Origin of the sequence: Pikeienuella piscinae, from assembly GCF_011044155.1 — a bacterium.
GTDB classification, from domain to species: Bacteria; Pseudomonadota; Alphaproteobacteria; order Rhodobacterales; family Rhodobacteraceae; genus Pikeienuella; species Pikeienuella piscinae.
Window position 1 is genome coordinate 3,195,783 of the sequence record NZ_CP049056.1, and the last position, 24,025, is coordinate 3,219,807.

22 protein-coding genes and 2 pseudogenes are annotated in these 24,025 nt (G+C 63.6%); 8 read left to right on the forward strand and 16 right to left on the reverse strand.

Annotation, left to right across the window (positions count from 1 at the left end; all coding sequences use genetic code 11):
* From G5B40_RS15290 to G5B40_RS15300, 3 genes are read left to right on the forward strand one after another with little or no spacing between them, the layout of a single operon-like run.
* A complete protein-coding gene (locus tag G5B40_RS15290; protein ID WP_165100246.1) occupies positions 1-429 on the forward strand; it encodes a DUF6691 family protein in 429 nt (142 codons plus the stop codon).
* Positions 430-457: 28 nt separating this feature from the next.
* Positions 458-1,342, forward strand: coding sequence for an MBL fold metallo-hydrolase (locus tag G5B40_RS15295; protein WP_165100248.1), 885 nt, complete (start codon positions 458-460; stop codon positions 1,340-1,342).
* Between the two features lie 29 nt (positions 1,343-1,371).
* On the forward strand, positions 1,372-1,866 hold the full coding sequence (locus G5B40_RS15300; protein ID WP_165100251.1) for a bacterioferritin: 495 nt from the start codon (positions 1,372-1,374) through the stop codon (positions 1,864-1,866).
* Positions 1,867-2,243: 377 nt separating this feature from the next.
* Here the strand turns inward: G5B40_RS15300 and G5B40_RS15305 are convergent, their stop codons facing one another.
* From G5B40_RS15305 to G5B40_RS15350, 10 genes are all read right to left on the reverse strand, one after another.
* Positions 2,244-2,702, reverse strand: a complete 459-nt coding sequence (locus G5B40_RS15305; protein ID WP_165100254.1) for a MaoC/PaaZ C-terminal domain-containing protein — start codon at positions 2,700-2,702, stop codon at positions 2,244-2,246.
* Positions 2,699-4,306 (reverse strand): AMP-binding protein, encoded by a 1,608-nt coding sequence (locus G5B40_RS15310; RefSeq protein ID WP_165100256.1) that lies wholly within the window; start codon positions 4,304-4,306, stop codon positions 2,699-2,701. The genes G5B40_RS15305 and G5B40_RS15310 overlap by 4 nt, the downstream gene beginning before the upstream one ends.
* The gene (locus G5B40_RS15315) at positions 4,306-4,989 is read right to left on the reverse strand and encodes an ABC transporter ATP-binding protein (protein WP_165100258.1); all 684 of its coding nucleotides are present in this window, start codon (positions 4,987-4,989) and stop codon (positions 4,306-4,308) included. The genes G5B40_RS15310 and G5B40_RS15315 overlap by 1 nt, the downstream gene beginning before the upstream one ends.
* Positions 4,989-5,777: an ABC transporter ATP-binding protein gene (locus G5B40_RS15320; protein WP_165100260.1), complete on the reverse strand. Its 789-nt coding sequence runs from the start codon at positions 5,775-5,777 to the stop codon at positions 4,989-4,991. Before G5B40_RS15320 ends, G5B40_RS15315 begins: the two co-directional genes overlap by 1 nt.
* On the reverse strand, positions 5,774-6,646 hold the full coding sequence (locus tag G5B40_RS15325) for a branched-chain amino acid ABC transporter permease (protein WP_165100262.1): 873 nt from the start codon (positions 6,644-6,646) through the stop codon (positions 5,774-5,776). Before G5B40_RS15325 ends, G5B40_RS15320 begins: the two co-directional genes overlap by 4 nt.
* 13 nt (positions 6,647-6,659) lie before the next feature.
* Positions 6,660-7,529 (reverse strand): branched-chain amino acid ABC transporter permease, encoded by an 870-nt coding sequence (locus tag G5B40_RS15330; RefSeq protein ID WP_165100264.1) that lies wholly within the window; start codon positions 7,527-7,529, stop codon positions 6,660-6,662.
* 19 nt (positions 7,530-7,548) lie between these two features.
* Positions 7,549-8,673, reverse strand: coding sequence for an ABC transporter substrate-binding protein (locus G5B40_RS15335; protein WP_165100267.1), 1,125 nt, complete (start codon positions 8,671-8,673; stop codon positions 7,549-7,551).
* 23 nt (positions 8,674-8,696) lie between these two features.
* Positions 8,697-9,458, reverse strand: coding sequence for an enoyl-CoA hydratase/isomerase family protein (locus tag G5B40_RS15340; RefSeq protein WP_165100270.1), 762 nt, complete (start codon positions 9,456-9,458; stop codon positions 8,697-8,699).
* Positions 9,455-10,459, reverse strand: coding sequence for a beta-ketoacyl-[acyl-carrier-protein] synthase family protein (locus G5B40_RS15345; protein ID WP_165100273.1), 1,005 nt, complete (start codon positions 10,457-10,459; stop codon positions 9,455-9,457). Before G5B40_RS15345 ends, G5B40_RS15340 begins: the two co-directional genes overlap by 4 nt.
* Positions 10,460-10,533: 74 nt before the next feature.
* Complete coding sequence (locus G5B40_RS15350; protein WP_165100276.1) at positions 10,534-11,670, reverse strand: acyl-CoA dehydrogenase family protein; 1,137 nt, start codon at positions 11,668-11,670, stop codon at positions 10,534-10,536.
* Positions 11,671-12,001: 331 nt separating this feature from the next.
* Here G5B40_RS15350 and G5B40_RS15355 point away from each other — a divergent pair, with 331 nt between their 5' ends.
* Together G5B40_RS15355 and G5B40_RS21285 are read left to right on the forward strand one after the other, a co-directional pair.
* Entirely contained in the window at positions 12,002-12,685 is a 684-nt protein-coding gene (locus G5B40_RS15355) for a GntR family transcriptional regulator (RefSeq protein ID WP_165100279.1), read from the forward strand.
* A gap of 124 nt (positions 12,686-12,809) precedes the next feature.
* Positions 12,810-12,956 (forward strand): annotated as a pseudogene (locus G5B40_RS21285) (IS6 family transposase); the annotation flags it as partial.
* 184 nt (positions 12,957-13,140) lie between these two features.
* Here G5B40_RS21285 and G5B40_RS15365 read toward each other — a convergent pair.
* On the reverse strand, positions 13,141-14,388 hold the full coding sequence (locus G5B40_RS15365; RefSeq protein WP_165100284.1) for a ribulose-bisphosphate carboxylase large subunit family protein: 1,248 nt from the start codon (positions 14,386-14,388) through the stop codon (positions 13,141-13,143).
* Positions 14,385-15,665, reverse strand: a complete 1,281-nt coding sequence (locus G5B40_RS15370) for a four-carbon acid sugar kinase family protein (RefSeq protein ID WP_246209565.1) — start codon at positions 15,663-15,665, stop codon at positions 14,385-14,387. The genes G5B40_RS15365 and G5B40_RS15370 overlap by 4 nt, the downstream gene beginning before the upstream one ends.
* Before the next feature lie 213 nt (positions 15,666-15,878).
* On the opposite strand from G5B40_RS15370, the gene nanR reads away from it, so the two are divergent.
* From nanR to G5B40_RS21575, 3 genes and pseudogenes are all read left to right on the forward strand, one after another.
* Positions 15,879-16,622, forward strand: coding sequence for a transcriptional regulator NanR (gene nanR, locus G5B40_RS15375; protein ID WP_165100290.1), 744 nt, complete (start codon positions 15,879-15,881; stop codon positions 16,620-16,622).
* 320 nt (positions 16,623-16,942) lie between these two features.
* Positions 16,943-17,242, forward strand: a pseudogene (locus G5B40_RS15380) (transposase domain-containing protein); the annotation flags it as partial.
* Between the two features lie 175 nt (positions 17,243-17,417).
* Complete coding sequence (locus G5B40_RS21575) at positions 17,418-17,633, forward strand: hypothetical protein (protein WP_484573223.1); 216 nt, start codon at positions 17,418-17,420, stop codon at positions 17,631-17,633.
* A 201-nt stretch (positions 17,634-17,834) separates the two neighbouring features.
* Here the strand turns inward: G5B40_RS21575 and G5B40_RS15385 are convergent, their stop codons facing one another.
* From G5B40_RS15385 to G5B40_RS15400, 4 genes are all read right to left on the reverse strand, one after another.
* A complete protein-coding gene (locus tag G5B40_RS15385) occupies positions 17,835-19,202 on the reverse strand; it encodes an HlyD family type I secretion periplasmic adaptor subunit (protein ID WP_165100292.1) in 1,368 nt (455 codons plus the stop codon).
* Complete coding sequence (locus G5B40_RS15390; RefSeq protein ID WP_165100294.1) at positions 19,199-21,367, reverse strand: ATP-binding cassette domain-containing protein; 2,169 nt, start codon at positions 21,365-21,367, stop codon at positions 19,199-19,201. Before G5B40_RS15390 ends, G5B40_RS15385 begins: the two co-directional genes overlap by 4 nt.
* Positions 21,330-22,997, reverse strand: a complete 1,668-nt coding sequence (locus tag G5B40_RS15395) for an ATP-binding cassette domain-containing protein (RefSeq protein WP_165100297.1) — start codon at positions 22,995-22,997, stop codon at positions 21,330-21,332. Before G5B40_RS15395 ends, G5B40_RS15390 begins: the two co-directional genes overlap by 38 nt.
* A 255-nt stretch (positions 22,998-23,252) precedes the next feature.
* A complete protein-coding gene (locus tag G5B40_RS15400) occupies positions 23,253-23,984 on the reverse strand; it encodes a response regulator (protein WP_165100300.1) in 732 nt (243 codons plus the stop codon).
* Positions 23,985-24,025: the final 41 nt, after the last annotated feature.

Sequence of the window (24,025 nt, forward strand, 5' to 3'; positions counted from 1 at the left end):
ATGAAACTCGTCTTTGCACTTCTGACCGGCCTCGTCTTTGGCGCCGGCATCGCGATTTCGGGGATAATGGACCCGGCGAAGGTCCTGAACTTCTTCGACGTTGCGGGCGCATGGGATCCCAGTCTGGCCTTCGTGATGGGCGGTGCGGTGGTGGTCACGTTCGTCGGCTATCGCCTGGTGTGGCGACGCCAGAGCCCGCTGTTCGGCGGTCGCTTTCAGTTGCCCACCTCCACCGCCATTGACGGTCGGCTGGTCGGTGGTTCGGCGCTGTTCGGCATCGGCTGGGGCATCGCGGGATTCTGTCCCGGAGCGGCCATCCCTGCGCTCGGCACAGGTCGCTGGGAAGTGGCGCTGTTCCTGCTCGCCGTTATCGCCGGTTTCTCTTTGCGCCGGCTGCTGCCATCCGTGCTTTCCAAGGCCGCCACATAGCTCAAATTTTGCTTTCGGAGGATATGCGATGACCGCCTACCCCGTGAACATGGATGTGAAACCCGATGTTCAGGCCTTCTTCGACGAGGCCACCAACACCATCAGCTATATCGTCAAGGACCCCGCCTCGAACGCCTGCGCCGTCGTCGACAGCGTAATGGACATCGACTATGCGGCGGGCCGCATCACCTACGACCATGCCGACGAATTGATCCGCCAGATCGAGACGCAAGGCCTGGATCTGGAGTGGATCATCGAGACCCATGTGCATGCCGATCATCTGAGCGCGGCGCCCTACATCCAGCAAGAGTTGGGCGGCAAGATCGGTATCGGCTCGAAGATCATGGTGGTGCAGGAAACATTCGGCAAAGTCTTCAACGAAGGCGCCGAGTTCCAGCGTGACGGAAGCCAATTCGACCGATTGTTCGAGGACGGCGACACCTACATGATCGGCGCCATGCAGGCCTTCGCCATGCACACTCCGGGCCACACCCCCGCCTGCATGGTGCACGTCATGGGCGATGCGGCCTTTGTCGGCGACACGCTGTTCATGCCCGATGGCGGTTCGGCGCGCGCGGATTTTCCCGGCGGTGACGCTGGCGTTTTGTACGACAGCATCCAGAAGGTGCTGAGCCTGCCCGACGAGATGCGGCTCTTCATGTGCCACGACTACGGGCCCAATGGCCGTGACATTCAGTGGGAAACCACCGTGGGCGACGAGAAGGCGCACAACATCCATGTCGGCAATGGCAAGACGAAGGAAGATTTCGTAAAGTTCCGCACCGAGCGTGATGCGCAACTGGCCATGCCCCGACTGATCATTCCGTCGCTTCAGGTCAACATGCGCGCGGGCGCCGTGCCAACCGACAAGGATGGCAACCCGATGCTCAAGGTGCCCGTGAACGGCCTTTGAAGCCGAGCCAACAATGAAGGAGACGTAACATGTCGAATGCAAAGACGCTCGAGAACCTTAACAAGGCGCTCCAGATGGAAATGACGGCGTCGCACCAATACCAACTCCACGCCCATGTGCTGGACGATTGGGGCCTGGACAAACTCGCCGCCCAGATGCGCGAAGAGCAGGCGGAGGAAATCGTCCATTCCGATCGCTTCATGGAGCGTGTTCTGTTCCTCGGGGGCGATCCGGTGATCGCCTTCGCCAACACTCCGAAGCGGGCCGGCTCGCTCGTGGAGATGTTCCAGTCTGACTTGGCGGATGAGAAAGAGGCCGTCGCCTTTTACAGCCAGTCAGCCAAGGACGCTGACGCCGAGAATGATCTGGGCTCGCGCAAGCTCTTCGAGGAAATCGCGCTGGATGAAGAGGGGCACAAGGCGTGGTTGGAGATGCAGCTCGGACTGATCGAACGCATCGGAGAAAGCGCCTATAGCGCCAAGCAGGTCACGTTTGGCTCAGCGGCCGGCGACAGCGACGCCTGACGCGTCACAATCGGCCAAAATCGGACGTGAGGGCCGGCGACGCTCTGGTCCTTCCACCAGAGAAGAAACGACCGACGGCGGGGGTTCTGGCCCGGACCCAGGCCGCCGGTCATGATCTGAACGGCGTCGCCCGCCGGATCGCCAATGGTGGCGAGACCCCGGCCGATACCGGGAACGCGCATTTCGCGGTTGTGATCGTCGGCGCGGGCGGGCTCGCCGCGCGCCTGTTAGCGCATTTGCGCTTTAATAGATGGTCATTCGACTATGCGGGACGCCCCCACCGCCATTTGCGCCGCGCTCGCCCTTTTTCGGGGCGGGGGTGCGCAAACGGAGCCGTCCTCTCATATCTGCACCGAAAGGCGCGTAGGCGTCGAAGTTCACAAAGCGATGCCGGCGCGTGTCTGGATCAGAACGTCAGAACTGCCGCTCTGGAAGCGGTTGCCTTCCTGGTCGAGAAGCTCGAACTTCCGGCCCAGCTTTCCAGTGCGACCGGAGCGGCCCATGGATTTTCCGGTGATCGTCAGTCGCAGATGGAGGGTCGTGTTGACAAGGATCGGCTTCTCGAACTTCCAGTCCTCGATGCCGGTCATCGCCACCACGCTGTCGTCGAAGATGCCCATGGCGTGGATGAAGCCGAAGCAGATCGCGATGCCGAGGGGGCCGTGCACGATGCGCTCGCCGAAAGGCGTGCCAGCCGCGTAGGCCGCATCGTTGTGGATCTTGTTCCAGTCCCCGGAAACCATAGAGAAGAAGGTCAGATCCGACTCCGTGATCGTCCGGCCGCTGCTTTCGAACACCTGCCCGGGCTCAAAATCCTCATAATACATGCTTTTCATTCTGCGCTCTGATCCACCGCCTGCTGCGCCATCCGCTTCAGGACCTCCTTGCGTATCTTCAGTCCATTGGCGCTTTCCACCGTCGGGAACTCGTCCAGCGCCACGATCGCCAGCGGGACCTTGTAGTGCGCCAGGCGCCCGGCCACCTCGGCGATCACGGCCTTTTCATCGAAGATTCCGCCGTCGGTGATGACGAAAGCGAATGATCGCGTTCGGCCCTTCTCCGTCACTCCCACCACCTGCGCCTTCTCGACGCCGGGGTGCGTCTCGATGGCCTCTTCGATCTCGGCGGGATCGGTCAGGAAACCCGACAGCCGAAGAACGTCGCCATTGCGGCCGACATAGACGAAGCTGCCGTCCTCCCGAATCCGACAGAGATCGGAGGTGTTGACGTAGCCCTCCGGGTCGATGGTTTTGGCGGTCGCCTCCGGGTTTCGGAAGTAGCCGACGAAGTTTGTCGGGGCGAGCACCTCGAGAACGCCGATTTCCCCCGGCGCCAGCAGTTCGTTGGTCTCCTGGTCGCGGATGCGGATCTTCGCATCGGGATGCGCGGGGACGCCGCCGCCGAGGAGTCGTTCCTCGACGGGAAGCGACGCGGGCTGACCGGCGAAGAGCGCGTTGATCTCGGATGCGCCGTAGAGACCGACGATCGGCACGCCGGCGCGCGCCATGTCGGTCAGCTCTTTCTCGATTCCGGGCGTGAAGCGGGCGAAACCGCAGTAGATCGCCTTGGCGTAGGCGCTGCGGTCGCGCCGCCAGATGCGGACGAACATGTCGTCGCTGCCGAACATGTGGGTGACGTGCTCGCGGTGCATCAGGTCCGCCGCTGCCTGGGTCGAGTAGGCTTCAATAGTGATGATCGGGTTCCCCGCCCAGAGCGAGCAGAGCGAGGCGGTCAGGCCGAAGACACCGCAGAACGGTAGCACGGCGAGGTATGCTGCACCGTCGCCGAAGCCGAAGAAGGGCGCGCATCCAGTCATGTGAGCGTAGATGGTCCGGTGGGTGTGCGTCACCAGCTTGGCCGCGCTGGTGGTGCCGGAGGTGGTGAAAAGTATCAACGGATCGTCGAGTTCCGCCACCAATGCCGGTGTGGAAGTTGCGTGCAGAGCGTCGGGATCGAGCTCGGTGACGGGCCACTGGGGAATAGCCGCCGAAGCCGCGTCGCCAGGGCGGAAAATCGCCAGCGCCTCGAGATCCGGCAAGGCGTCGCCGTCGAGCGCCGCGATCTCGGCACCGAAGTCGGTGTGGCCGTCGGGGCCGGAAAAGACCAGCATCCGCGCGCTCGACTTTGACAGCACGTGCTCCAGCTCAGCCTTGCGGTAGCGCGGGTTGATGGAGACGAGCGTCGCGCCGAGCCGCGCGCAAGCAAAGAACAGGCCCATCCACACCGGGTGGTTCGGCAGCCAGACCGCGACCCGGTCGCCGCGCCCGATCCCGCGATCCGCCAGCCAGCCCGCGAGCCGTCGGGCCAACGTGTCGATTTCGGCCACGCTGGTCCTGACGCCGTCCTGCTGGATTATGACGTCCCGGTCCCCACGTTCGCGGGCGAGGTTCGTTAGAACCTGCGCCAGCGGTTGCGGGGCGGGGAGTCGCATGCCGGGCATCAATAGAGCTCCATCAGGCGGTCATTGTTCAGTTCAGACGGCGTGCCGCGCCAGACGATGCGGCCCTGTTTCATAACGGCCACCCGGTCCGAGACCTTCAACGCCTCGCGCACATTCTGCTCCACGAGTAGTATTGTCAGCCCCTCGGCCTGCTGCAGCGCCCGGATCGGCCCCAACAGGTCCTGAAAGAGCTTCGGCGCTAGGCCGATCGAAGGCTCGTCCATGATGAGGACACGCGGCCGTTTCAGCAGCGCGCGCCCGATCGACACCATCTGCGCCTGGCCGCCCGATAGCGTGCCCGCCCGGCGATGCAGGAACTCGCGGATCTGCGGCAGCACCTTCAACACCCAGTCTATCCGCGCGCCGCGCTCGGCGGCCTGGATTTTCGCGGCGTCGAGACCAAGGTCGAAATTCTCCCTCACCGTCAGGCTGGGGAACACCCCCTTTCCCTCGGGCACGAGCGCCACCTCGTTCAACGTCAGCCCGCCGCCCAATCTGACCTCTCCCTGCATCTTCGGCAGCAGGCCGAACATGCATTTCAGCAGCGTCGACTTACCCGCGCCGTTGTGTCCGATCAGGCAGAGCACTTCGTTTGCGCCGAGCGACAGGTTTATGTCCTCGATCACGGCATGGCCCTTGTAGCCGGCGTGAAGTGCGCGCACTTCGATCAGCGTGTCGGGCATCAGCGTTCCCCGAAGTAGATGGAGGCGAGTTTCGGGTCGTTCAGCACCACCTGCGGCGTGTCGTCGGCCAGTAGCCGGCCGCGGTCCAGAAACGCGATCCGGTCCGAGATGCCGACGACGATGTCGAGGTTGTGCTCGATGATGCAAACGGTCACGCCGGTCTGCACCTCGTCCCGGATGATCTGCAGCAGCCGGTTGTAGCTTTGCGGATCGAGGCCCGAGGCGGGTTCGTCCAGCAGCCACAGTCGCCCTTGCGCCGCGATGATCCGGGCCAGCGACAGGAATTTTCGTTCCGCGTAGGCCAGATCGCTGGCGCGGGTGTCGCGCTTGTCGGTCAAGGCCGTCCGTTCGAGAATGCGGTCGATGAAATCACGCCGCTCCGCCCGGCGCGCGGGTGTCGTGATGCGCGGCAGCGAGGACCGCTCGAAAGTCGTCATGATGTTCTCGTCGACCGTCATCTTCTCGAACAGGCGCAGGTCCTGGAACGAACGCACCATCCCGAGCCGCGCGGCCTCGTGCGGTTTGATCCTGTCGATCCGCCGGCCGAGCCAAGTGACGTGGCCGGTGTCGCGCGCAAGCTGCCCGGTGATGAGATTGAACAGTGTCGTCTTGCCCGCGCCGTTCGGCCCGACGAGCGTCGTCACGATACCCGCGCGAAGCTTCATCGATACGTTGTCGACGGCCTTGACGCCCCCGAAGCTGCGGCCGAGACCGGCTAGCTCCATCAGGACTTTCTTGTCCTCGTGGGTGTTTTCCGGAGTCACTGTCTGGGTGTCCTGTGCCTTCATTTCCCCCCGCTTCCGACGATCCCGCCCGGACGGAAAAGCATCAGCAGCGTCATGCCCGCGCCGTAGATGATCTGTTGGATGGCGCCGATCTCGGACTGCGGCAGGAAGTTCAGATAGCTGATCGCCGAGGGAAGGCTGAGCAGCACTACTGCGCCCACGATGGGTCCGATCTGCGTGCCCGTGCCGCCGATGATTACCATCGCCATGATCAGCACCGATGTGTCGAGCATGAAGCTCTCGACGTTGATGAAGCTGAGATAGCTGGCGTAGAGCGCCCCGGCCATCCCCGCCAGCGCCGCCGAGATGGCGAGCGAGACGGTCTTGATGAGCGGGACGTTCTTGCCAAAGGCCGCCGCCGCGCTTTCGCTATCGCGGATCGCACGCAGACTACGGCCGAAGTTCGACCGGACCAGCAGGCCGAAAATGGCGATCGTCACGGCCAGTGCGACAAGCGTGACGAGGAAGAAGGAAGTCGGGCGGAAGATCTCGGTCCCGAAGATCGAGATCGGCGGGATGCCGACAAGACCACCGATGCCGCCGGTGAACCACTTCCATTCCGTAAACAGCGTCACGGCGAGGATCTGCAGACCCAACGAGGCGGCGACGAAATACTCCCCGCGCACCCTCAGGGTCGGGATAGCCAGCAGCAGCGACAGCGCCGCCGAGGTGATCATCGCGGCGGGCAGGATGACAAGGATCGAGCTGCTGTAATTCAGCGCGAGGAAACCGCCTGTATAGGCGCCCACGCCGAAGAACACCGCATGCGCGAGCGAGAAGATGCCTGCGTAGCCCATGATGAAGTTCAGCGTAATCGCGAGAATCGAGTAGACGCAGATCAGTACGCCGAGGTTGGCGAGATAGTTTTCCATGCGCCGTCTCCCTTCAGTGCGCCGCGCTCTTGGCCACCAGGCCCGACGGGCGCGCGATGATGGCGGCGAAGAGGATGGCGAAGACGACGGCCTCGGACCATTGCGGTTCAAACCACAGCAGAGACAGGTTCTCTGCGAGGCCGAAAATGAAGGCGGCGATCATCGTGCCGGGAATCGATCCGATGCCGCCGACGATGGTCGCGGCGAGCGAAATCAGCATGATGTGATGACCGATGGCCGGATTGAGCCCCGTCGACATGGAGGTGAAGATCGCGCTCGGCACCACCAGGGCCGAGCCGATGACGAAGGCCGCGGCCGACAGGCGGCGTGGGCTGAGGCCGAAGACGCGCACCAGTTCCGGATCATCCGACAGCGCCCTGAGGCCCTTGCCGGTGAACGTCGACCGCAGGAAGATCCCGAGCGCCCCCAAGCATACCAGCGCAACGACGAAGGCGATGCCCGCCAGCGGTGCGACATAGACGCCTTCCAATAGCTCGCGCGAACGCGTCAGGGGCGAGGTGATCGTGACGAAACTGCGGCCGAAGATGATGCCGATAAGGTTCTGCACCACGATCCCGATCCCGAACGAGGCGACGAAGACCGTGAAGAATGATCCCTCGTCACGCTGGATCGGACGGTAGATGAACCAGTCGATCGCGAGGCCGAAGATGATCGCCCCCGCGAAGCTTGTGATCAGACCCGGAACGAAGCCGTAACCTGCGGCCTCGACCGCGTAGAACAGATATGCGGCCAGCGTGAACGTCGCCCCGTGCGCGAAATGGAATACGCGGGTGGAGCCGAAGATCAGCGAAAAGCCGACGGCTGTGAGCGCATAGAGCGCGCCCGCCTGAAGTCCGGTGAGCGTGAGTTGCAGCGCCAGCATGGTCGTTCCGGGTCCAATCCTACTTGATGTCGACGGTGGTGAGCGTCCTGGCCGCGCCACCTTCGATCTGCTTTACGTCGATTGGGAAGAGCAGGGTGCCGTTATCGAGGAACGAGACGTTGCCGCCGACAAGGTCGAAGCTGCCCATTTCCTTGCGCTTGGCCAGCAGGTTGGCGCCGGTGATCTCCTTGCCTTCAGCCTCGAGCGCTTGCGCGAGGATCGCGAAGAGCATCGTGGCGTTGTAGTAGTTCACGTTGTAGGGGGCGGGATCCTTGCCGAACTCCGCCTTGTAATCCTCGACGAACCGCTTGGTCACCGGGTCCGACGCTTCGAGCGTCACCGCCTGCGCCGTGAAGATCGCGCCTTCGTTCTCGGGAAGGTTCATCGCGTCAGGAACGCCGTAGGCCGAATAGGAAATCATCTGCGCGTCCACGCCATTGTCGCGCAGCTGCTTGGCGATCTGCACCTGCTGGGCGCCGTAGCTTGCGATATAGACCGCGTCCGCGCCGCTGGAGCGGACCTTGGCCGCGAGGCCCGAGAACTGCTGCGCTGTGGGTGCGATGCTCATCTCGCTGACCAGATCACCGCCGATCTCCTCCAGCACGCCTTCCAGCTCGTTCCGGATGGATCCGCCCAGCGGATCGTCAACGTAGATCAGAGCGAACTTCGTCTTGCCCAGCGCCTCGACAACGTACGGAACCGAGGCGCGGACCTCGAGGTTGGCGAGCGGAATAACGTTCCAGAAGTACTCGCCCAGTTCGGCAAGGTCGGGGCCCACGCCTCCGCCGTTGATCATGACGACCTCGTTGCGTGCGCCGATCGGCGCTATGGCCTTGGACACGCCGGTAAAGGAGGTCAGGGTGAACGGCACTTCCAGCACGCTCACCAGCTTCTGCATGGCGACGACGGCGGGCTGCGGCAGCGCTTGCGTGTCTTCGTAGGCGATCGAGAGCGTGCCGCTCAGCATTTTGTCGGCGTTGATGTGTTTGACCGCCAGTTTGGCGCCCGAGGACAATACATCGCCGTAAACGGCGTTGGTGCCGCTGAACGGGAACAACCCCCCGATGGTGATGTCTTCGGCGGCGGCTGGAGTCGCCAGCGCAACAACCGCCGCGGCGGCCGAGAAGTTTCTGAAGTAGTTCATCGTTTTCCTCCCTGGATTTGTGGTCACGAGCCGGACCAGAAGCCATCGTAGTCCGGCGGCCGTTTCTCGACGAAGGCCGACAGGCCTTCGCGCCATTCGTTTTGTGGCAGAGCCGCCAGGTTGCTGCGCACCTGCGCCCAGTCTGTAGCGCAGAGGCGACGCAATTCTCGCTTCACCGCGGCGATCGCGCCCGGGGGCGCGCCCGAGACGATGGCGTCAGCCTGTGCGATGGCGGCGTCGCGCGGGCTTTCCTCCGTGATCGCGGTGACGAGGCCGAGTGTGTGACACTCGGCGGCGGTCAGCAACCGGCGAGTCATGACGATCTCCATCGCGCGGCGCATACCCACCATCGCAGCGAGACGGGGCAGGGCGGTGTTCGGGATGACGCCCAGCCCGGTTTCGGGCAGGGCGAAGCGGGAATCCGCCGCCGCGACGACGAGGTCCGCGGTCAGAGCCAGTTCGAACCCGCCGCCGATGACGTTGCCGTGCACGGCTGCGATGACCGGGCGGTCATGCGCCTCGATCCTGGCGAATAGATCCTCTGGCGTCGGGCCCTTAGGGTTCCGCGACATCCAGTTCGCCTCCAGCAGGTCGGGGATGTTCGCCCCGGCGCAGAAACTCTTGGCGGCCGAGCAGATCACTACGGCGCGGGCGCCGGAGACGTCCGCGCTTTCGAATGCTTCCAGCATCGCGGTGACGACTGCGACGCTCAGCGGGTTGTGCCGTCCGTCGCCTGTCATCTTGATGACGGCGACGTGGCCCTCGCTGGCGACTGATACGCTCATGATGCGCCCTCCGGCGTGAGGTGGGGCGGCTCGCGGTCGGCGACCGGAAGAATGATGACGCGGCCGGCATCGCCGGCGAAGATGTCCGCGCCGTCGACCATCCGGGTCAGCATCCGGGGGCCTTCGGCCAGAGCGACCAGCACCACGATAGAACGCGGCTGTTCCGCACGGTCCTGCCCGTGGAACGCGGAAAGGACGGTGGAAGGCGATACCACCGTCGCGCGCCCTCGACCCGCCACCCGCCCGCGTCGCCGGAGAACTGGCGTACGGCTTCGACGATATGCAGCATCCCGTCGATATGCGCTTGGCTCGGCGGGCCGCCGTGCGTGTTGCGCGGCGACTTGCCGCTCATCGACAGGTCGGCGAGGGTCACCGGCGCCGATATGGCGAACGCGCCGTGCAGCGCTAACATGCCCGTGTCCCCGGGACCCATTCCCGTTGGAGATGAGGGAGATGGCGAGCCGCCGCAACGGCGTCGTGATCATGCGTGATGTGAGGTCGGCCTTCATCGCCATCGGCTTGGGCTTTCGGACGCCGCCGATCAGCAGCGCATGGGCCCGCGTCAAAGGCGCGGCCGCGCCGAAATTTTCATCCTCCGCGCCGTAGGCGTTGCGGTAGGCCTGCGCCAGCAGCGCGTAGGGGGTCGCCATGCCCTTCACGCTGAAGGGCTCCCACTCTCCGCCGCCCAGCGGGTTATCCATCTTGAGTTCCTGCGCCTCGGTCGCCCGCCCGTTCAGGACGCTTTCCTCAAAGGCGCGGACGGCGGCTTCGCACTGGCCGGATCCAATAGCCCGGATCGGGTTCCGAATCATCATGCCGGTCGCCGTATCGTCTACGTCGATGGTGGCACAGAAGCCGGGTTTCAGCCTCGGATACGCGGGCAGCTCGGTGGCGAACATGCGCGATGGCTCGACGCGAGGGCTGAGATTCAGCAGGCCGTCAACCTGCGGCGGACCGAGCCTGGCGTCCTCCGCTCTGCGGATCACCGCTTCGTCCTGCAATTCGACCGAATTGCATCCCGGCGGCTCGCCTGCCCGGTTCTCGCCGACGCGGGCAATGACGATCCCCGCCCCATTCACGCGAGCAACGCCCGTGCGATTGTCAGACGCTGGATCTCGGACGTGCCTTCGCCGATCCGCAGCCCGCGCGCGTCTCGGTAGATACGCTCGACCGGAAGATCGGCCATGAAGCCCGCGCCTCCGAAAATCTGCAGCACCCGGTCCGCGATCCGGGTCAGCGCTTCGGTCGCATAGAGTTTCGCCCTCGACGACCAGACCGCGACATCCGCGCCATCAGCAGCGGCCTCGGCGGCGCGCAGCGCAAGCAGGCGCGAAGTTTCCAGGTCGACATCACAGTCGGCCAGCATGATTTGGATCGCTTGCTTGTCGGCCAACGGCGTTCCGCCGACGACACGGTCCTTCACATGGGGAACGACAAGCTCCATCAGTCGCATCGCCATGCCGTTGGCGCGGTTTGCGGACCAGCGGCGATCGGTGTTGATCGTGGACATCATCACCGCCAAACCCTGTCCCGGTTCCCCCAGCACGTTGGCGTTGGAGACCAGGACGTCCTGCAGGCTGAACCCGGCGATCGGATAGCCGTGCCAGCCCAGTTTGCGGAATGGCGCGTCGAGCGTCAGGCCCGGCGCATCGGCGGGAACGACGAAGGCGGTCAGGCGCTGAGAAAGCCGGGCGTCGGTGTCGGTCGCCGCCAGCACGATGATGTAATCCGCCGTGGTGCAATGCGAGATGAAAGTCTTGGAGCCGTTCAGCCGCCAGGCGTCGCCTTCGCGCACCGCGCGGGTCCGGATCGACGACAGGTCGGTCCCGCCGCCTGGTTCCGTCAGCGCGTAGGCCACCGTCTTTTCTGCCCGCATTAATGGGTCGAGCAGCCAGTCGCGCTGATGGTCCGCCACATGCACCAATGACATCGGCAGGTGACCGAACGCCTCGGCCAGCGGCATGGAGGTGAGACCCATGACCTCTTCGACGGCGGCCACCGCGCGGGGGCCGAGGCCGAGACCGCCGAGGCTTTCCGGCATGTTGAATGCGAACAGCCCAAGCTTCAGCGCCTCGGAGCGCAGCGCGGCGATGACGTTCTCTGGAATCAGGTCGGCGCGGTCGATGGCGTTCTCGCGAGGACGCAGGCGCGTCTCGACGAAACTCCGCGCCGTACGGACGATCGCTGCGATTTCTTCGTCCGTTTCGTTCACAGTAACCACCTTCCCTGCGCGGCGGGCGAGCCGCCAGCGATTCTCTGAGCAGAGAGCCCAGAGGCCACGCTAGCGTCAACGCTAAGTGCATGCAATTTGATTATTGAAATACGAAATCGTGGAGGTTTTTGCTGGACTGTGCGTTAATCTGCATGTAATTGCCGTCCCGGTCTCGCGAGCCTAGCTATCGGGAGGCCCATGGCGGACACCACGCTGCTGGGAGTCATCGAGTTCACCCGGTCCGTCAGCTTCGAATAGGTTGGGGAGTTCGAAGAATGTTGAGCGTAGCAAAAAGCTGCGTGGAACGGAGCTGGGCGCCGGGAGCGCTCCAGTGAAAGCTGTGGACGCACCCGGATCCGACGCGATCGCGCAGGTTCACCAGTCCATTCGGCAGCGCATCATGACGGGCGACCTGCCATCGGGGACGCATCTCGCTGCGGCCGAGATCGCCGCGGAATTCCGTGTCAGTCGCACGCCTGCGCGCGAGGCGCTGTTGTTGCTGGCCGGCGAAGGCTTCGTCGAGGTCATCCCAAATCGCGGCGCCTATGTTCGCAACTGGTCGCGCGAGGACATAGAGGAGGTGTTCGAATTGCGCGCCCTTCTCGAACCGCATGCAGCCTGGCGCGCGGCGTCGAGGGCCACGGCGGAGGATATCGCCGAGTTGGAGAAGCTGGCGGACGAGATGGAGGAAGCCTCGCGCAGCCGCGCGGCGGCGGACCGCGATCGACTCGCATTCCTGAACGACCGTTTCCATCGACAAATTGTCAGCATGGCCGGGGGCGTGCGGCTCGAACGGTTCATCAACGCCACTTATGAGCTGGTGTTGCAAGCCTGGACATTCGGATCGTTCTCGGAAAGGGACATGGTCCGCAGCATGATGCACCACCGCGACCTTATCGCCGCTTTTCGCACTGGCGATGCGGCGCTGGCGCGCTCGGTGATGAAGAACCATATCTTGACCGCGCGCCGAAGGTATGTGGACAATCCTGCTTCCTCGGATACGGGTAAGGCTTAGGCTGGTGAACCTCAAACTCCGATAATGTCCGCTCCTGCACGCCCGTTCGCAATCCGTCGCCTGGCGCGGCCCCTGTCAGAGGAAAAGGTGTGAGAGCAGGTCGGCCAGGGGGAAGCCGCCTCACATGACCAAACGCAGTCCCTTCCGCTACTTCAAGACCAACCCGTCCGTCATCCGTCTGGCGATGGTGATGTATGTCCGGTACTCGTGGTCGTTGCGGAGCGTTGGATACCTGCTGCTTGAGCGTGGCGTCTATGTAATTCACGAGACCACCCTCAAGAACCTCGCGCGCGCCGCGCTGGCCGTTGGGGCGGTTGGCGCGGCCCGTCGGCGATGTCGCGGGTCTCATCTGGACGGTTGCGATCCGGTCGTCTTCAGGGTGCAGGGAAACCGGGCGCATGCGGTTCGGTTCAGATAGGCGACCGCGGCCGTTGCCGCCCCGCTTTGCAGACGCTCTATGGTGCTTTGAAATGGGCGATGGCCGCCGCCAGTTCGGCGTGATCCCTGGAAAAGTCCGACACCGGCCTGCGTGCGCGCGCCGCCTGCGCGGCCTGGCGCAAAGCGGCGATTCCGGCGGTCGGCCCCTTCGGGTGGCTCATTATGCCGCCGCCTGCGCAAAATAGAAAATCTTGATTTCCCAATGCGTTAATCGTCGGGCCGACCTGCCATGCCGTCTGACCTGACGAAATGACAGGCAGCGCCGGACGCCTGGTTCCGGCGATCGGGGCCTGAACCGATTTCGCCGCTTCGATCACTACCTCGTCGGTTTCAGTAAACTTGTTGGAGATGCCGTTGACGTGGATATGGTCGGTTCCGGCCAGGCGCCAGATCTTCTGGAGGACCGGAAGCGCGATGCCGATGTCAGGTGAGCGTGAAAACAGGCCCCAGCCATTTCGATGGCCGTGGATCGGCAGCGAAGTCCGTTCACGAAGGAACTGCAAGCCGGAAACGCCGATCCAGTTGAGGGAAACCATGGCGCAGGTTGCGCCTAGCTTTTCCAGCATGTCCGCATGTCGGGCCATCGCATCAATCCCGTCAGTGATGTTGAAGGCGTACATGACCTTGCGGCCGGACATATCGGCATGGCGGTTCAGAACGGCCATGACGGCGTTGGCGCGTTCCGGTAGCGGATTGTCCGGGCCATTTGACTGAAGTTCATCGTCCTTGATGAAATCAATCCCGGCCGCCGCCAGTTCATCCACCAGCCCGGCGGTTTCATCGATGGTCAGCCCGATGCTCGGCTTGATGATGGTCCCGATCATTGCATCCCGCGAAACGCCCAGCAGCTCTCGGGTGCCTTCAGCGCCAAAGGCCGGGCCGGGATGTGCGGCGGCGAAGCTTTCCGGAATGTCGAGGCCGACCAGCCGCATCGCCGAGAATTCCGCCAGCTCGAACAGGTTTCCAGCGATGGTCGCGAGAAGATTGGGCAGCGACGGGCCGATGTTGGTCACGGGCCAACTGATCGTGACGACGCCACGGTCGAATGTCTTTCCTTTGAGTCGACAGGGTAGGGAAGGTCGCCCCGATTGCCCGGTCGGGATGATCTCTTCAACCCGCGCCGCGGCTCTGTCTCGCAGCGCGTCGGTCTCGGCGGCGAGACGAACGAAAGTTCCGGTCGATTGCTCGCCAACCAATACGGCGGCTGCGTGGTCCAACCCGACCGGCGTTTCGATATCGTAGGTTGCTGAAAATCTCTCGCTCACGATCTCGCGCCTCCGCCATCCCGAATCCAACCAAAGAAATCCGCCGATCCCATCTGACCGCCTTTCAGGGCGATCTCCAATCCGTCCATCGGGCCGTCGGCCTTGGCCGTGCAAATCGAGGCCCCTGGAATCGTCGGCGCGGCGGCCTCCAGCGCGAAGATCCCGAGCGTTTCGCACACGCGGCCCGAAGTATCGCCGCCGGAGACCGCGACCCGGGTCAGGTTTTCGTCGAAGATCAGTGTTCTCAAGACCCGGCCTAACGCACGACCTATCAGGTCGTTTGACCTGCTCGTGTCCACGCCGGCGGTTGCGCGAACCTCTTCCAGGATCGGATCGTCCGGCCCTTCGGCGGTGCAAATCAAAGGAGGCAGGCCGGCCCTCAACGCATCTTTGGCGGCGGCCGTCGCGGAGCGTTCCGCCATTTCAGCCTGCGCGTCTTCCCGGCACAGATCGACCGCGTTCAACCGGATTACGGCAAAGCCGTTGTCACGCGCCCAGGCGATTTGCTCCGCACTGGTCGGCGAAACCGACCCGGACACGATCGCTAACCTGTCTTTCTTGCCCAGGCTCCCGGGCGGGTCCGCCGCTTCCAGCAGGCCGGTTTCCTGAAAATGACGGATCAGCGCATACTCCACCCCCTGCGACCCCACGACGAACCGGCTGGCCTGTCTTCTCTCCCACAAGAGATCGCCCACTAGCGCCTCATGGGCGGACGACATCATGTCGACGGTCCAGATCTTCGATGCGCTGGCGATCAGTTCAGCGGCGCGATTTCCCTCCAGGGCTTCGATGTCGACGCAACCCGTTGGTATCCGGGTCTGGGCGGAGAGGTGGAACGCCACATCGGCTTCGGTCATCGGCGTGACAGGGTGCCGACGCATGACCGGATGCCGGTCCAGCCGGTGGATCCGTTCTCCAGCGGCGGCGAACAGGCTTCCAAAGGCTTGATATCTTCGCAATTTAGGGGCCGCAGTGACGACGGGCACAGGGTGTTCGCCAAATCGTCGCCGGCCAAGTTCGATGGCCTTGCCGATCGAGCCTACATGTGGAGAGGAATCCAGCGTCGAGCAGATCTTGTAGTGGATCAGTGCAGCGGCGGTGCTGTCCAGAAGCGCGTATAGAGCCGGCAGTTCTTGGTGCATCCACTGCGGAGACCGTGATCGCGCCATGCTTGCGATGCCGATCCCAGCGCGCGCGCCGTACGCGGCCAGTTGGTCTGGCGTCGGTGGAGCGAGAAACAGGATCGATGGCAACCCGGCGAAGGTCAGCACCTCCATCACGGCGGCCGCCCCGGTGAAATCGTCGCCCAGCCAGGCGACAAGCGGTCTGTCAGATTGTCCGGCCCAACGAGAAATCATCGCATATATTATCTCATCATACCAGTTATGGGATAAGTGCCTTCTGGTAAACCGTCAACGCACTACAAAGCCATGTGGATACGACGGAGCGCTGTCAGGACGAGGTGGTCCGAAACGTTGAAAAGGGAGCGGATGCAAGGCGGGAAAACTGAACAGGGCGAGAACAATATCCTCCGGTTGAAGCTGTCCGAACAAGTTCTCGAGCGGCTTCGGGAAATGATCGCCAGCGGCGAGCTCAGTCCCGGGGATCATATGCCGTCGGAGCGCGCTTTGATGGAGCGTTTCGGCGTCGGACGTCCGGCCGTGCGCGAGGCGCTGCAGGCGCTACACACCCAGGGTCTGATCACGATCAGTCATGGCGAGCGAAGCCGCGTCAACGAACTCTCCGCTGAAACGGTGCTGGTCCAGAGCGATAACGTCGCCCGCTTGTTGCTGGAGGCTGCCCCAGCGAATCTGGAGCACCTCAAAGAGGCTCGGAAGATGTTCGAGTTAGGGGTCGTGCGAGCGGTCGCCAATATGGCGACGCAACGGGATGTCGAAAACCTCAGGGCGCTTCACACCGCGCAGGTGCGGCATTTTTCAGATCACACCGCCATCCGGCTCTTCATCGAAGCAGATATGGATTTTCATAAGGGCATTGCCGATATCCTGGGCAACCCTGTGATCAGCGCCGCCTCTAATGCAATGCTGAGGTGGTTGTGCGAATACCACATTTCTTTGTTGCACTGGTCTGACAAAGAAGACGTAACATTGGCGGAACATAAGCAGATAATCGACCGGATCGAGTCCAATGACGCGGATGGCGCAGCCGAGGCGATGCAAAAGCATCTGGACCGGTCTCAGGATCTATATTCTTCGCGCTCGGCAAGCGAATGAATTCGAAGCGCCCGATATCGTCGTCGGCGCCTTCTCATGGGTTGTTGGTCTGCCCTGAGCGGCCGGCCTGATGGTCGCCGCAATCATTTGTCAACCGGGCGCCTTCACGCCGACAATCAAGGAAGAATCCGTCCAGTGCGACGATACGAGATTTGCCCGCCACCTGAAATTCACCGTCGAAGACGAGGCGCGATTGACCTGCGATCTGCGACTTGTCGCAACAGATAATGGTGAGGTTCAGGCCGGCTTGACCATGAAAACGCCGGGCCGCCGCTTCGCGACGAACCGGGACGGGTTTCCACTACTGCCCCTTCGGTCTCTGGCCGGGGCTGAACCGGTTCCTCGAAGACGGTCGGCTCGAACTGGACACCAACCCCGTCGATAACCAAATCCGCCGGATTGCACTTGTGCGCAAGAATACGCTCTTCGCCGGGCGCAAGGCCGGCGCCGAAAACTGGGGTATGCTCGCTTCGCTGATCGCCACCAGAAAGATGAGCGACGTGAACCCGGTCGCCTATATCGAGGAAACCCTGCGGGCGATCCTCGACGGTCACACGAGAAGCCGGATCGAGGAACTCATGCCTTGGCAGTTCAGCACCGCGTCAGGCATCGCCGCTTAGGCCACCAGCGAAGCGCTGGCGGACGGGCTAACGCTGGTCGAGTTTTATCGGGTGGCGCGTCAGGTGTTCTTGAGTGTGGCGATTGGCGGCGGGATGATGACCAATTTCACCGAGCATCAAGAGATGCCGTCCCGTTCCGGAGTCTTGCGGCGGAGTCATCCACGGCAATACGGCCATCGTTCATGCGAGCGATGACCGCCTCGCTAAGGAAACGCTTGAGACCTTGCAACAGATCTTTCAGAGCGCCGAGGCGCTGCATGTGACGGGGCGTACCGGTTCCTGCGTCGGCGCACTTGCTGGCGCAGCGGATCTTCGGTCGTTTGCCTTCGCTAGACCTGCGAGGCGCGCGTCCCATCTGACAACGACGCGTCGACGCTCTCTGGCGCGATGATCTTGTCCAACAATGGCGGCAAGGCCTTGCCCGGCCGGCAAGGGGTCGAGTTGGTCCCCCGGATTTTCCGCGGAACCTGATCGACAGACGTAAGAGGAATGTCTCATACCCGCGCCGCCGAGACCTCGTTCACCTTAGCAGCGATCGCCACCCTCGTCGGGCGATGTTGAGCCGGCTTCTCAAACACGCTCTAGGAAATGATCATCGTTCCCGCATCGCCGTGTCGAAGCTTCGCGTGACGGGCGACATCAGGTAGGCGAGCAGGGTCTTCTCTCCGGAAACGATGTCCGCGATCACCGTCATTCCGGGAGAAACCGGCTTGTTTTCGTCGCCGCCTACGAAGGCGGATTCGAGGTCGATCTGCGCCTTGTAGTAGGGGTTCCCATCGTCATCGGTGAAGGTTGAAGGGGAGATCTGCGCCACCTTGCCCTTGATGGCGCCGTGCCGCGCGTAATCATAAGTCATGACCTTGATATTCGCCGACTGTCCCGCATGCACGAAGCCGACATCGCTGGGAGAGATGCGCGCCTCGACATAGGGCTGCGCGCCTTCGGGAACGATGTTCATCAGCGTGGCGCCGGGCGCGATCACGCCGCCAATGGTCTTTACCTGAAGGTCCAGAACGCGGCCGGAAACCGGCGCTATGACCGCGAGGCGCTCGACCCGGTCCATCGCCCGGTCGATGGCCAGCTGAAGTTCGGCGGCCTCGTTGGTGAGGCTGCTGATCTCAATCGCGATGTCCGACTGGAACCCGGCGTTTAGCTCCGTGATTCTCGTCGTCGCTTCGCGGATGCGCTCCTGGATGCGCATCGCATCCATGTCGAGCGCGGAACGCTCGCCCGTCAGGCGGGAGAGATCGCGTTCGTCGTCAATCAGCTGCAGGCGAGAGAACAATCCCTTCTCCACCAGCTTCCGCCGTGCTTCGATCCGTACCTTGGTCAGCGCGATCTGCTCCTCGAGCGCGTTCGCGCCGCCGAGCAGCGTCGCGAGCTCGGCCTTGCGCTCCCTCACCTGCTGGGCGAGCACGCTGGACTGGCTTTCGATGCTGTCGCGCTTGGCGGCGAGCGCGCGGCTCTCCACTCTTGCGATCTCCTGATAGGCGTTGTCGACGTCGCCGACCTGAGGCGCCCGTCCTTCGAGCGTATCGGTGAGCAGGCCGATCCTGATCCTCAGCGCTGTGCGGCGCGTGCGGAGTTGGGCGAGCTCCGGCGCGGCGATATCGGGCGCCATTTCGACGAGCAGATCGCCTTTCGCGACCTTGTCGCCCTCGTGAACAAGGACATTCGCGACGATGCCTCCTTCAAGGTGCTGAACCTGTTGAACCGCGCCGGAGGGCACGACCTCGCCGGAACTCACGGAGATTTCGGCGACGGGCATGACCGACGACCACGCGACTGCGCCGGCGAGGACCGCCGACAGAAGGAAGATCGACCCGATCGCCCATTTGTTCGCGCCCTTTCGGTCGAAGAGCTGACTGGTGGTCAGCGCGGCCGTGTAGGAGGGGGCCGAAGCGCGCAATGACGAAGCGCGAAGCGCGCTGGAGCCGCGATTGGTGATCTCGTTGGTCATTGGTTAACCGCCTGTTTCTTCTGTGTGAGTTCGAACGGCGCGCAATCTCGAACGAGTGAACCCTGGTTGAGCACCAACACGCGGTCCGCCGCGGCGATGAACTCGGGTTCATGAGTGACGAGGATGATAGTGCTCACGCCGCGGAGCCGCTCCATCTCGGAAAGCAGCGTTCTGCGCGCGGTGACGCTGGAAGCGTCCGGTTCGTCCAGGAGGATCAGGCTCGGGTCGGCCAGTATCACCCGCGCCAGTGCGAGGCCCCGGACAAACCCTCCGGCGGCGTCGAGTTTCGACATTTCCGTCCGCAGCCCTTCGGGCAGGGATTCGATCATCTGCGTGAGGTTGAGACGCTCGCAGACCTTGCCGAGATCGCCGCGCAGGCGCTCCTCGACGCCAATGCCCAGGAATTCGCCGATCGTGACCGGCAGCACACCATGATCGCGCGGCAGATAGCCGAGGGACTGCCGCAGAACGCTGGGGGAGACCTGACGCGGGTTCACGCCGTCGATCGTCACCGCGCCGAACTGCGGCTCCAGCACGCCGGCGATCAGGTCCAGCAGCGTCGACTTTCCGGCGCCGCTATGCCCGGTGACGACAACGATCTCGCCCGGCGCGATCTCGAAGCTGACATTGCGGATCGCGGCGGCCTGGCCTCGCTGGTGACTCATCATCACGGAGGAGAACGCCACGCGGCCGGACATGTCCCGCGCACGGTCGCCGAACCTGTTGGCGGGTTTCGCGGGCAGGTCGGCCCCGAGGACTTCGTCGCTGGCCGCGAGCGCGCCGCGCACCTCGGCCCAGCGGAGCCGGGCCTGAAGGAGAATGGCCAGCGGCGCGGTCATCCGCCAGACCAGCGCGACACAGGCGATAAGCGCGCCGACGGAGATATAGCCCAGGATCGCCGCGACAGCGCCGGCGCAAAGCGTGGAGAGAACGGCGAGCGAAACAAGGCTCCCGCTCGCGATCCTTACAGCCATCTGCGAGCGTCGCGCCGCCATCTCCGCCTGCGCCATCCGCGCGGAGGCGTCGCTGAAACGCTTCAACCAGAACGCGCTCTCGCCCTGTTGCTTGATCGTGCGCAGGCGCGTGGCGATTTCGTTGCAGGTCGCGCCGTAATCCTCGGCCAGGCGCATGAACCGCTTCGCGCGTCTCAAGGCGCGCCCCATGCCATAAATCAGGAAAGCGACGCCGAGCAGCAGGACGGTAAGCGGAGCAACGACCACCCAGCCGGCGAGCAACAGAAACGTGACGAGGTAGATGACCGAGAAGGGGGCCTCGATGCAGGCGATTCCGACCGGTCCGATCACGAACGATCGCAAAAGATCGAGATCCCTCAGCCGTTTGAGGCCGAGGCGGTTGCTCATGCCCGAAGTGCGCAGCGCCGGCGTCCGGAGCAGGCGGGCGAAGAGCATGGCCGTCGACTTGAGATCGATGCGAGCGGAGGCCCGCGCCAGCATCGAACTCCTCAGCACGCGGATCGAGAGGTCGGCGACGATCGCCATCCCCAGTCCTCCGGTCAGAATTAGGAGCATCGACATGTTCTCGGTCGACAGCACCTGATCGTAGACCGCCAGCGTGAAGAGCGGCAGCGCGAGGCCGAGCAGGTTCGAGGCCAGCGTCAACAGCACGATCGGCGCAAGCATGTTGCGCGCGCCCTCTCGCGCGAGCTTCACCCAGGATTCGCGCTCGGGCCGGACGCGCGCGAGCCCCGTGTCGAACGCTTCACTGAGAAGAAGCGCTGAGCCGCGCTCGTTCGGCGGCGGCGGCTCGTCGGCGAACCCGGTGTCCGGGTGGAGGCACAGAAGATCGCCTTGCGGGCTGGGCGCGAAGATCAGGAGCGATCCGTCCTTCCGTTCGAACGCGAAGAGCGCGGATTCGAGCATCAGGTCGCTCAACCTGCCCTTGACCATGCGTGGCGTCAGCGACAGCGTTAGCGCGAGCTGGCCGAGGCGCTCCATGTCGAAATCGCCATCCGTCGCGTTGATACTCGCGATGTCCATGCCGGTGATGTCCGCGCCGGCCAGGTGCATCAGGAGACGCACGCCATGCAGCCGCGCGCCGGGGAGCAGGGCGCCCGACAGGCTGGAATTCGATTTGCTGATGAGTGTGAGGTTCCGGGTTTCCATCGTCCTACACCCCTTGCAGCTCGAGCGGCTCGAGCCCTCCATCGACCAACTTCAGCTGACGGTCGGCGAGCGCGCGCAGAGCGGGACGATCGGTGAGAAGGATCATGGTCGCTTCTCCCTTCAACATTCTGAGGAGCTGCGCGAGCCGCATTTCGGCGCCGGCGTCCAGCGCGAAGGTCGCTTCGTTGAGGATGATGACCTTGTTGTTCCGTGCGAGTCCCCGGACGATCGCCATCTGCTGGCGCGTGCCGGCGGGCAGGGTCGTCGCCTCTGAATTGATGACGGTGTCATAGCCCGCGGGCAGCCGCTTGACGGCGTCGTCCAGGCCAAGCAGGTGCGAAAGATAGCGAACGTCGGCGTAGGCTTCCTCATCGCCGTCGGTCAGCACGTCGACGAGGCTTCCAGAGCGAAGTTCGGGGGTGCGCGAGACATAGGTTATGTTCCTGCGCAAAAGATCGGCGGTGGTTCGCTCGACGAGGACTCCACCGATGGAGATCGACCCCGAAACCTCGACGAGTCCGAGCAGCGCGCGCGCGAGCACGGTTTTTCCCTGGCCGCGATCCGCCGAGATCGCCACGACTTCTCCCGGCTCGATCTGCAGGTCGAGATTGCGGAGCTGCGGCTCGAGTCCCGCGTCCGGCGTGACCGACAACCTGCGGATGCGGATCTCCGGCGCCGTTTCCCAAAGCGGTTCCCTGGCGCCGTCCGCGATCGTTTCGAGCGGCTCCGTTTCATCGGTCTGGTTTGCGATTTCGGCTTTCGCGACGCGATGCAGACGCGACTGGGACAGCAGCTGAAACCCCGTCTGCAGCGGCTCCATGGCTCGCCCCGCGAGCAACGTGCAGGCTGCGAGCCCGCCAAGGGTCAGGTCGCCGTTGAATACCGCGAGTGCGCCGGCCACGACGACCGAACCGACCAGCACCTGGGGGAAGACCGCGTGGATGTCGCGGGTGAGCATCGCGCGAAAGCCGGAAGTTCTCATCGCGCCGGAACGACGAAGCTGAAGCTTCACAAAGCGGTCGATGAGGGGAATCTCTGCGGCGAGCGTATTCACCAGATGCAGATTGCCGAAAACCTGATCCGCGAGTCCACGCTTCTCCTGTTCGTCGTGCTGGAGGTCGCGCGCGACGCGCTCGCTTCGGAACGCCATGATATAGGTCAGGAGCGCGAACAGCAGACAGGCTGAAGCGGGGATCAGGGCCAGCGGCCCGCCGATCGCCGCGAGCAGGACCAGAAAAGCGAGCCCGAAAGGAATGTCCACGATCGCCTGGATCTTCAGGTGGCGATATTCCCGCAGCGTGCTTGTCGCCGCCAACGCGGCGCTCAACTGCGCGGCCGAGAGACCGCCGGCAGGCGCCGACCGTTGACGCAGGAGCCGCCCGACGATCTCGCAGCGCCGGAAATGATCCTCGCGCGCGCCGATCCTCGTGACGATGGCGTTTCTGGCAAGCCGCAGTGTCGCATCGATCATGATGACCACCACGACACCGATCGCCAGAACGGTCAGCGTCGGAATAACGCCATTCGGCAGCACGCGATCATAGATGAGAAGCGCCGCCAGCGGAATCGCGATGGCCAGCATATTGATCATCACGGACGCGCTGAGCACGGCGAGCCGCGCGCTGACGCCAAATCGATACGACGCGCGCTTTTCCGAGCCGCTGCGGCTCATGAATTCATCCATCGTCGTCATATCTGCTCCAAGACTGGCGCGGCGATCGAAGCGAGTCCCGCGCCGCCCCGACGTGAACATGCCCGACAGCGGCCGCGATCGCAGTTGGCGAGGTGTTTGGGAATTGTTCGATCTTTGTAGGCCCTCCCGCGATCGCGGGCGCTGGGCCCGGCCTCCTGGTCGCCGTCATTCGAGGAGAGGCGGCGCGAATCCTCGACGAAAACGAGTATGAGTACAACGCAACCGTTAGGCGAATCAGCTTTTGTCGCCGCTGAAGACGTATCCGACGCCCCGCACCGTCTTGATGACGGTCGGTCGGGCGGGATTGTCCTCGACCTTCTTGCGCAGCCTGGCGATCAGAATATCGACCGTTCGGTCCATGTACTCCCAGCTTCGGCCGGTCGTAGCCTCCATCAGTTCATCGCGTGAGAGAACCGTCCCGGCGTTCTTCACCATGTGCCGCAGAAGCGCGCTTTCATTGGCGGAGAGCACTGTCTCGTCCCCGTTCTCCGAAAGCAGGCGATGAGTGGTCGGGTCGAACCGCCATCGCCCGAACGCAAGCGTGCGCGCCGCGCCGCCTTCGCTTCCCGTATCGGCGCCGTCCCGGGCCGCGCGATCTCCGTAGCGGCGCAGAACGCTTCTGATGCGCGCCAGAAGATTTCGCGGCTGGAAGGGTTTGGTGACATAATCGTCGGCGCCGAGCTCCAGCCCCACGATCTCGTCGATGTTCTCGCTCTTGCGGGAAATCAGGATGATCGCGGCGCCGGTCATCGACCGCAGACGCGTGGTGAGCTGAAATCCGTCGGCGTCCGGCAGGATGATGTCCAGCAGAATCAGGTCCACCGAGGTTTCCGCCAGCGCGGCCCACATCTCGTTGGCCGAGTGCGCGATCAGCAGTTCATAACGTTCGGCCGACAGATAGGCGTCAAGAAGGCCGGTTATGTCGGCGTCGTCATCGACAATCAGGATCTTTCCCGCGCTCTCCAATAGCTCTGTCCTCGTCGAAGGCTACAAGCGCGCAACATTGA

Coding starts and splice junctions, on each gene's coding strand:
- G5B40_RS15290 (WP_165100246.1), top strand. CDS start 1: ATGAAACTCGTCTTTGCACTTCTGACCGGCCTCGTCTTTGGCGCCGGC.
- G5B40_RS15295 (WP_165100248.1), top strand. CDS start 458: ATGACCGCCTACCCCGTGAACATGGATGTGAAACCCGATGTTCAGGCC.
- G5B40_RS15300 (WP_165100251.1), top strand. CDS start 1,372: ATGTCGAATGCAAAGACGCTCGAGAACCTTAACAAGGCGCTCCAGATG.
- G5B40_RS15305 (WP_165100254.1), bottom strand. CDS start 2,702: ATGAAAAGCATGTATTATGAGGATTTTGAGCCCGGGCAGGTGTTCGAA.
- G5B40_RS15310 (WP_165100256.1), bottom strand. CDS start 4,306: ATGCCCGGCATGCGACTCCCCGCCCCGCAACCGCTGGCGCAGGTTCTA.
- G5B40_RS15315 (WP_165100258.1), bottom strand. CDS start 4,989: ATGCCCGACACGCTGATCGAAGTGCGCGCACTTCACGCCGGCTACAAG.
- G5B40_RS15320 (WP_165100260.1), bottom strand. CDS start 5,777: ATGAAGGCACAGGACACCCAGACAGTGACTCCGGAAAACACCCACGAG.
- G5B40_RS15325 (WP_165100262.1), bottom strand. CDS start 6,646: ATGGAAAACTATCTCGCCAACCTCGGCGTACTGATCTGCGTCTACTCG.
- G5B40_RS15330 (WP_165100264.1), bottom strand. CDS start 7,529: ATGCTGGCGCTGCAACTCACGCTCACCGGACTTCAGGCGGGCGCGCTC.
- G5B40_RS15335 (WP_165100267.1), bottom strand. CDS start 8,673: ATGAACTACTTCAGAAACTTCTCGGCCGCCGCGGCGGTTGTTGCGCTG.
- G5B40_RS15340 (WP_165100270.1), bottom strand. CDS start 9,458: ATGAGCGTATCAGTCGCCAGCGAGGGCCACGTCGCCGTCATCAAGATG.
- G5B40_RS15370 (WP_246209565.1), bottom strand. CDS start 15,665: ATGGAGGTGCTGACCTTCGCCGGGTTGCCATCGATCCTGTTTCTCGCT.
- nanR (WP_165100290.1), top strand. CDS start 15,879: ATGCAAGGCGGGAAAACTGAACAGGGCGAGAACAATATCCTCCGGTTG.
- G5B40_RS15385 (WP_165100292.1), bottom strand. CDS start 19,202: ATGACCAACGAGATCACCAATCGCGGCTCCAGCGCGCTTCGCGCTTCG.
- G5B40_RS15390 (WP_165100294.1), bottom strand. CDS start 21,367: ATGGAGGGCTCGAGCCGCTCGAGCTGCAAGGGGTGTAGGACGATGGAA.
- G5B40_RS15395 (WP_165100297.1), bottom strand. CDS start 22,997: ATGAGCCGCAGCGGCTCGGAAAAGCGCGCGTCGTATCGATTTGGCGTC.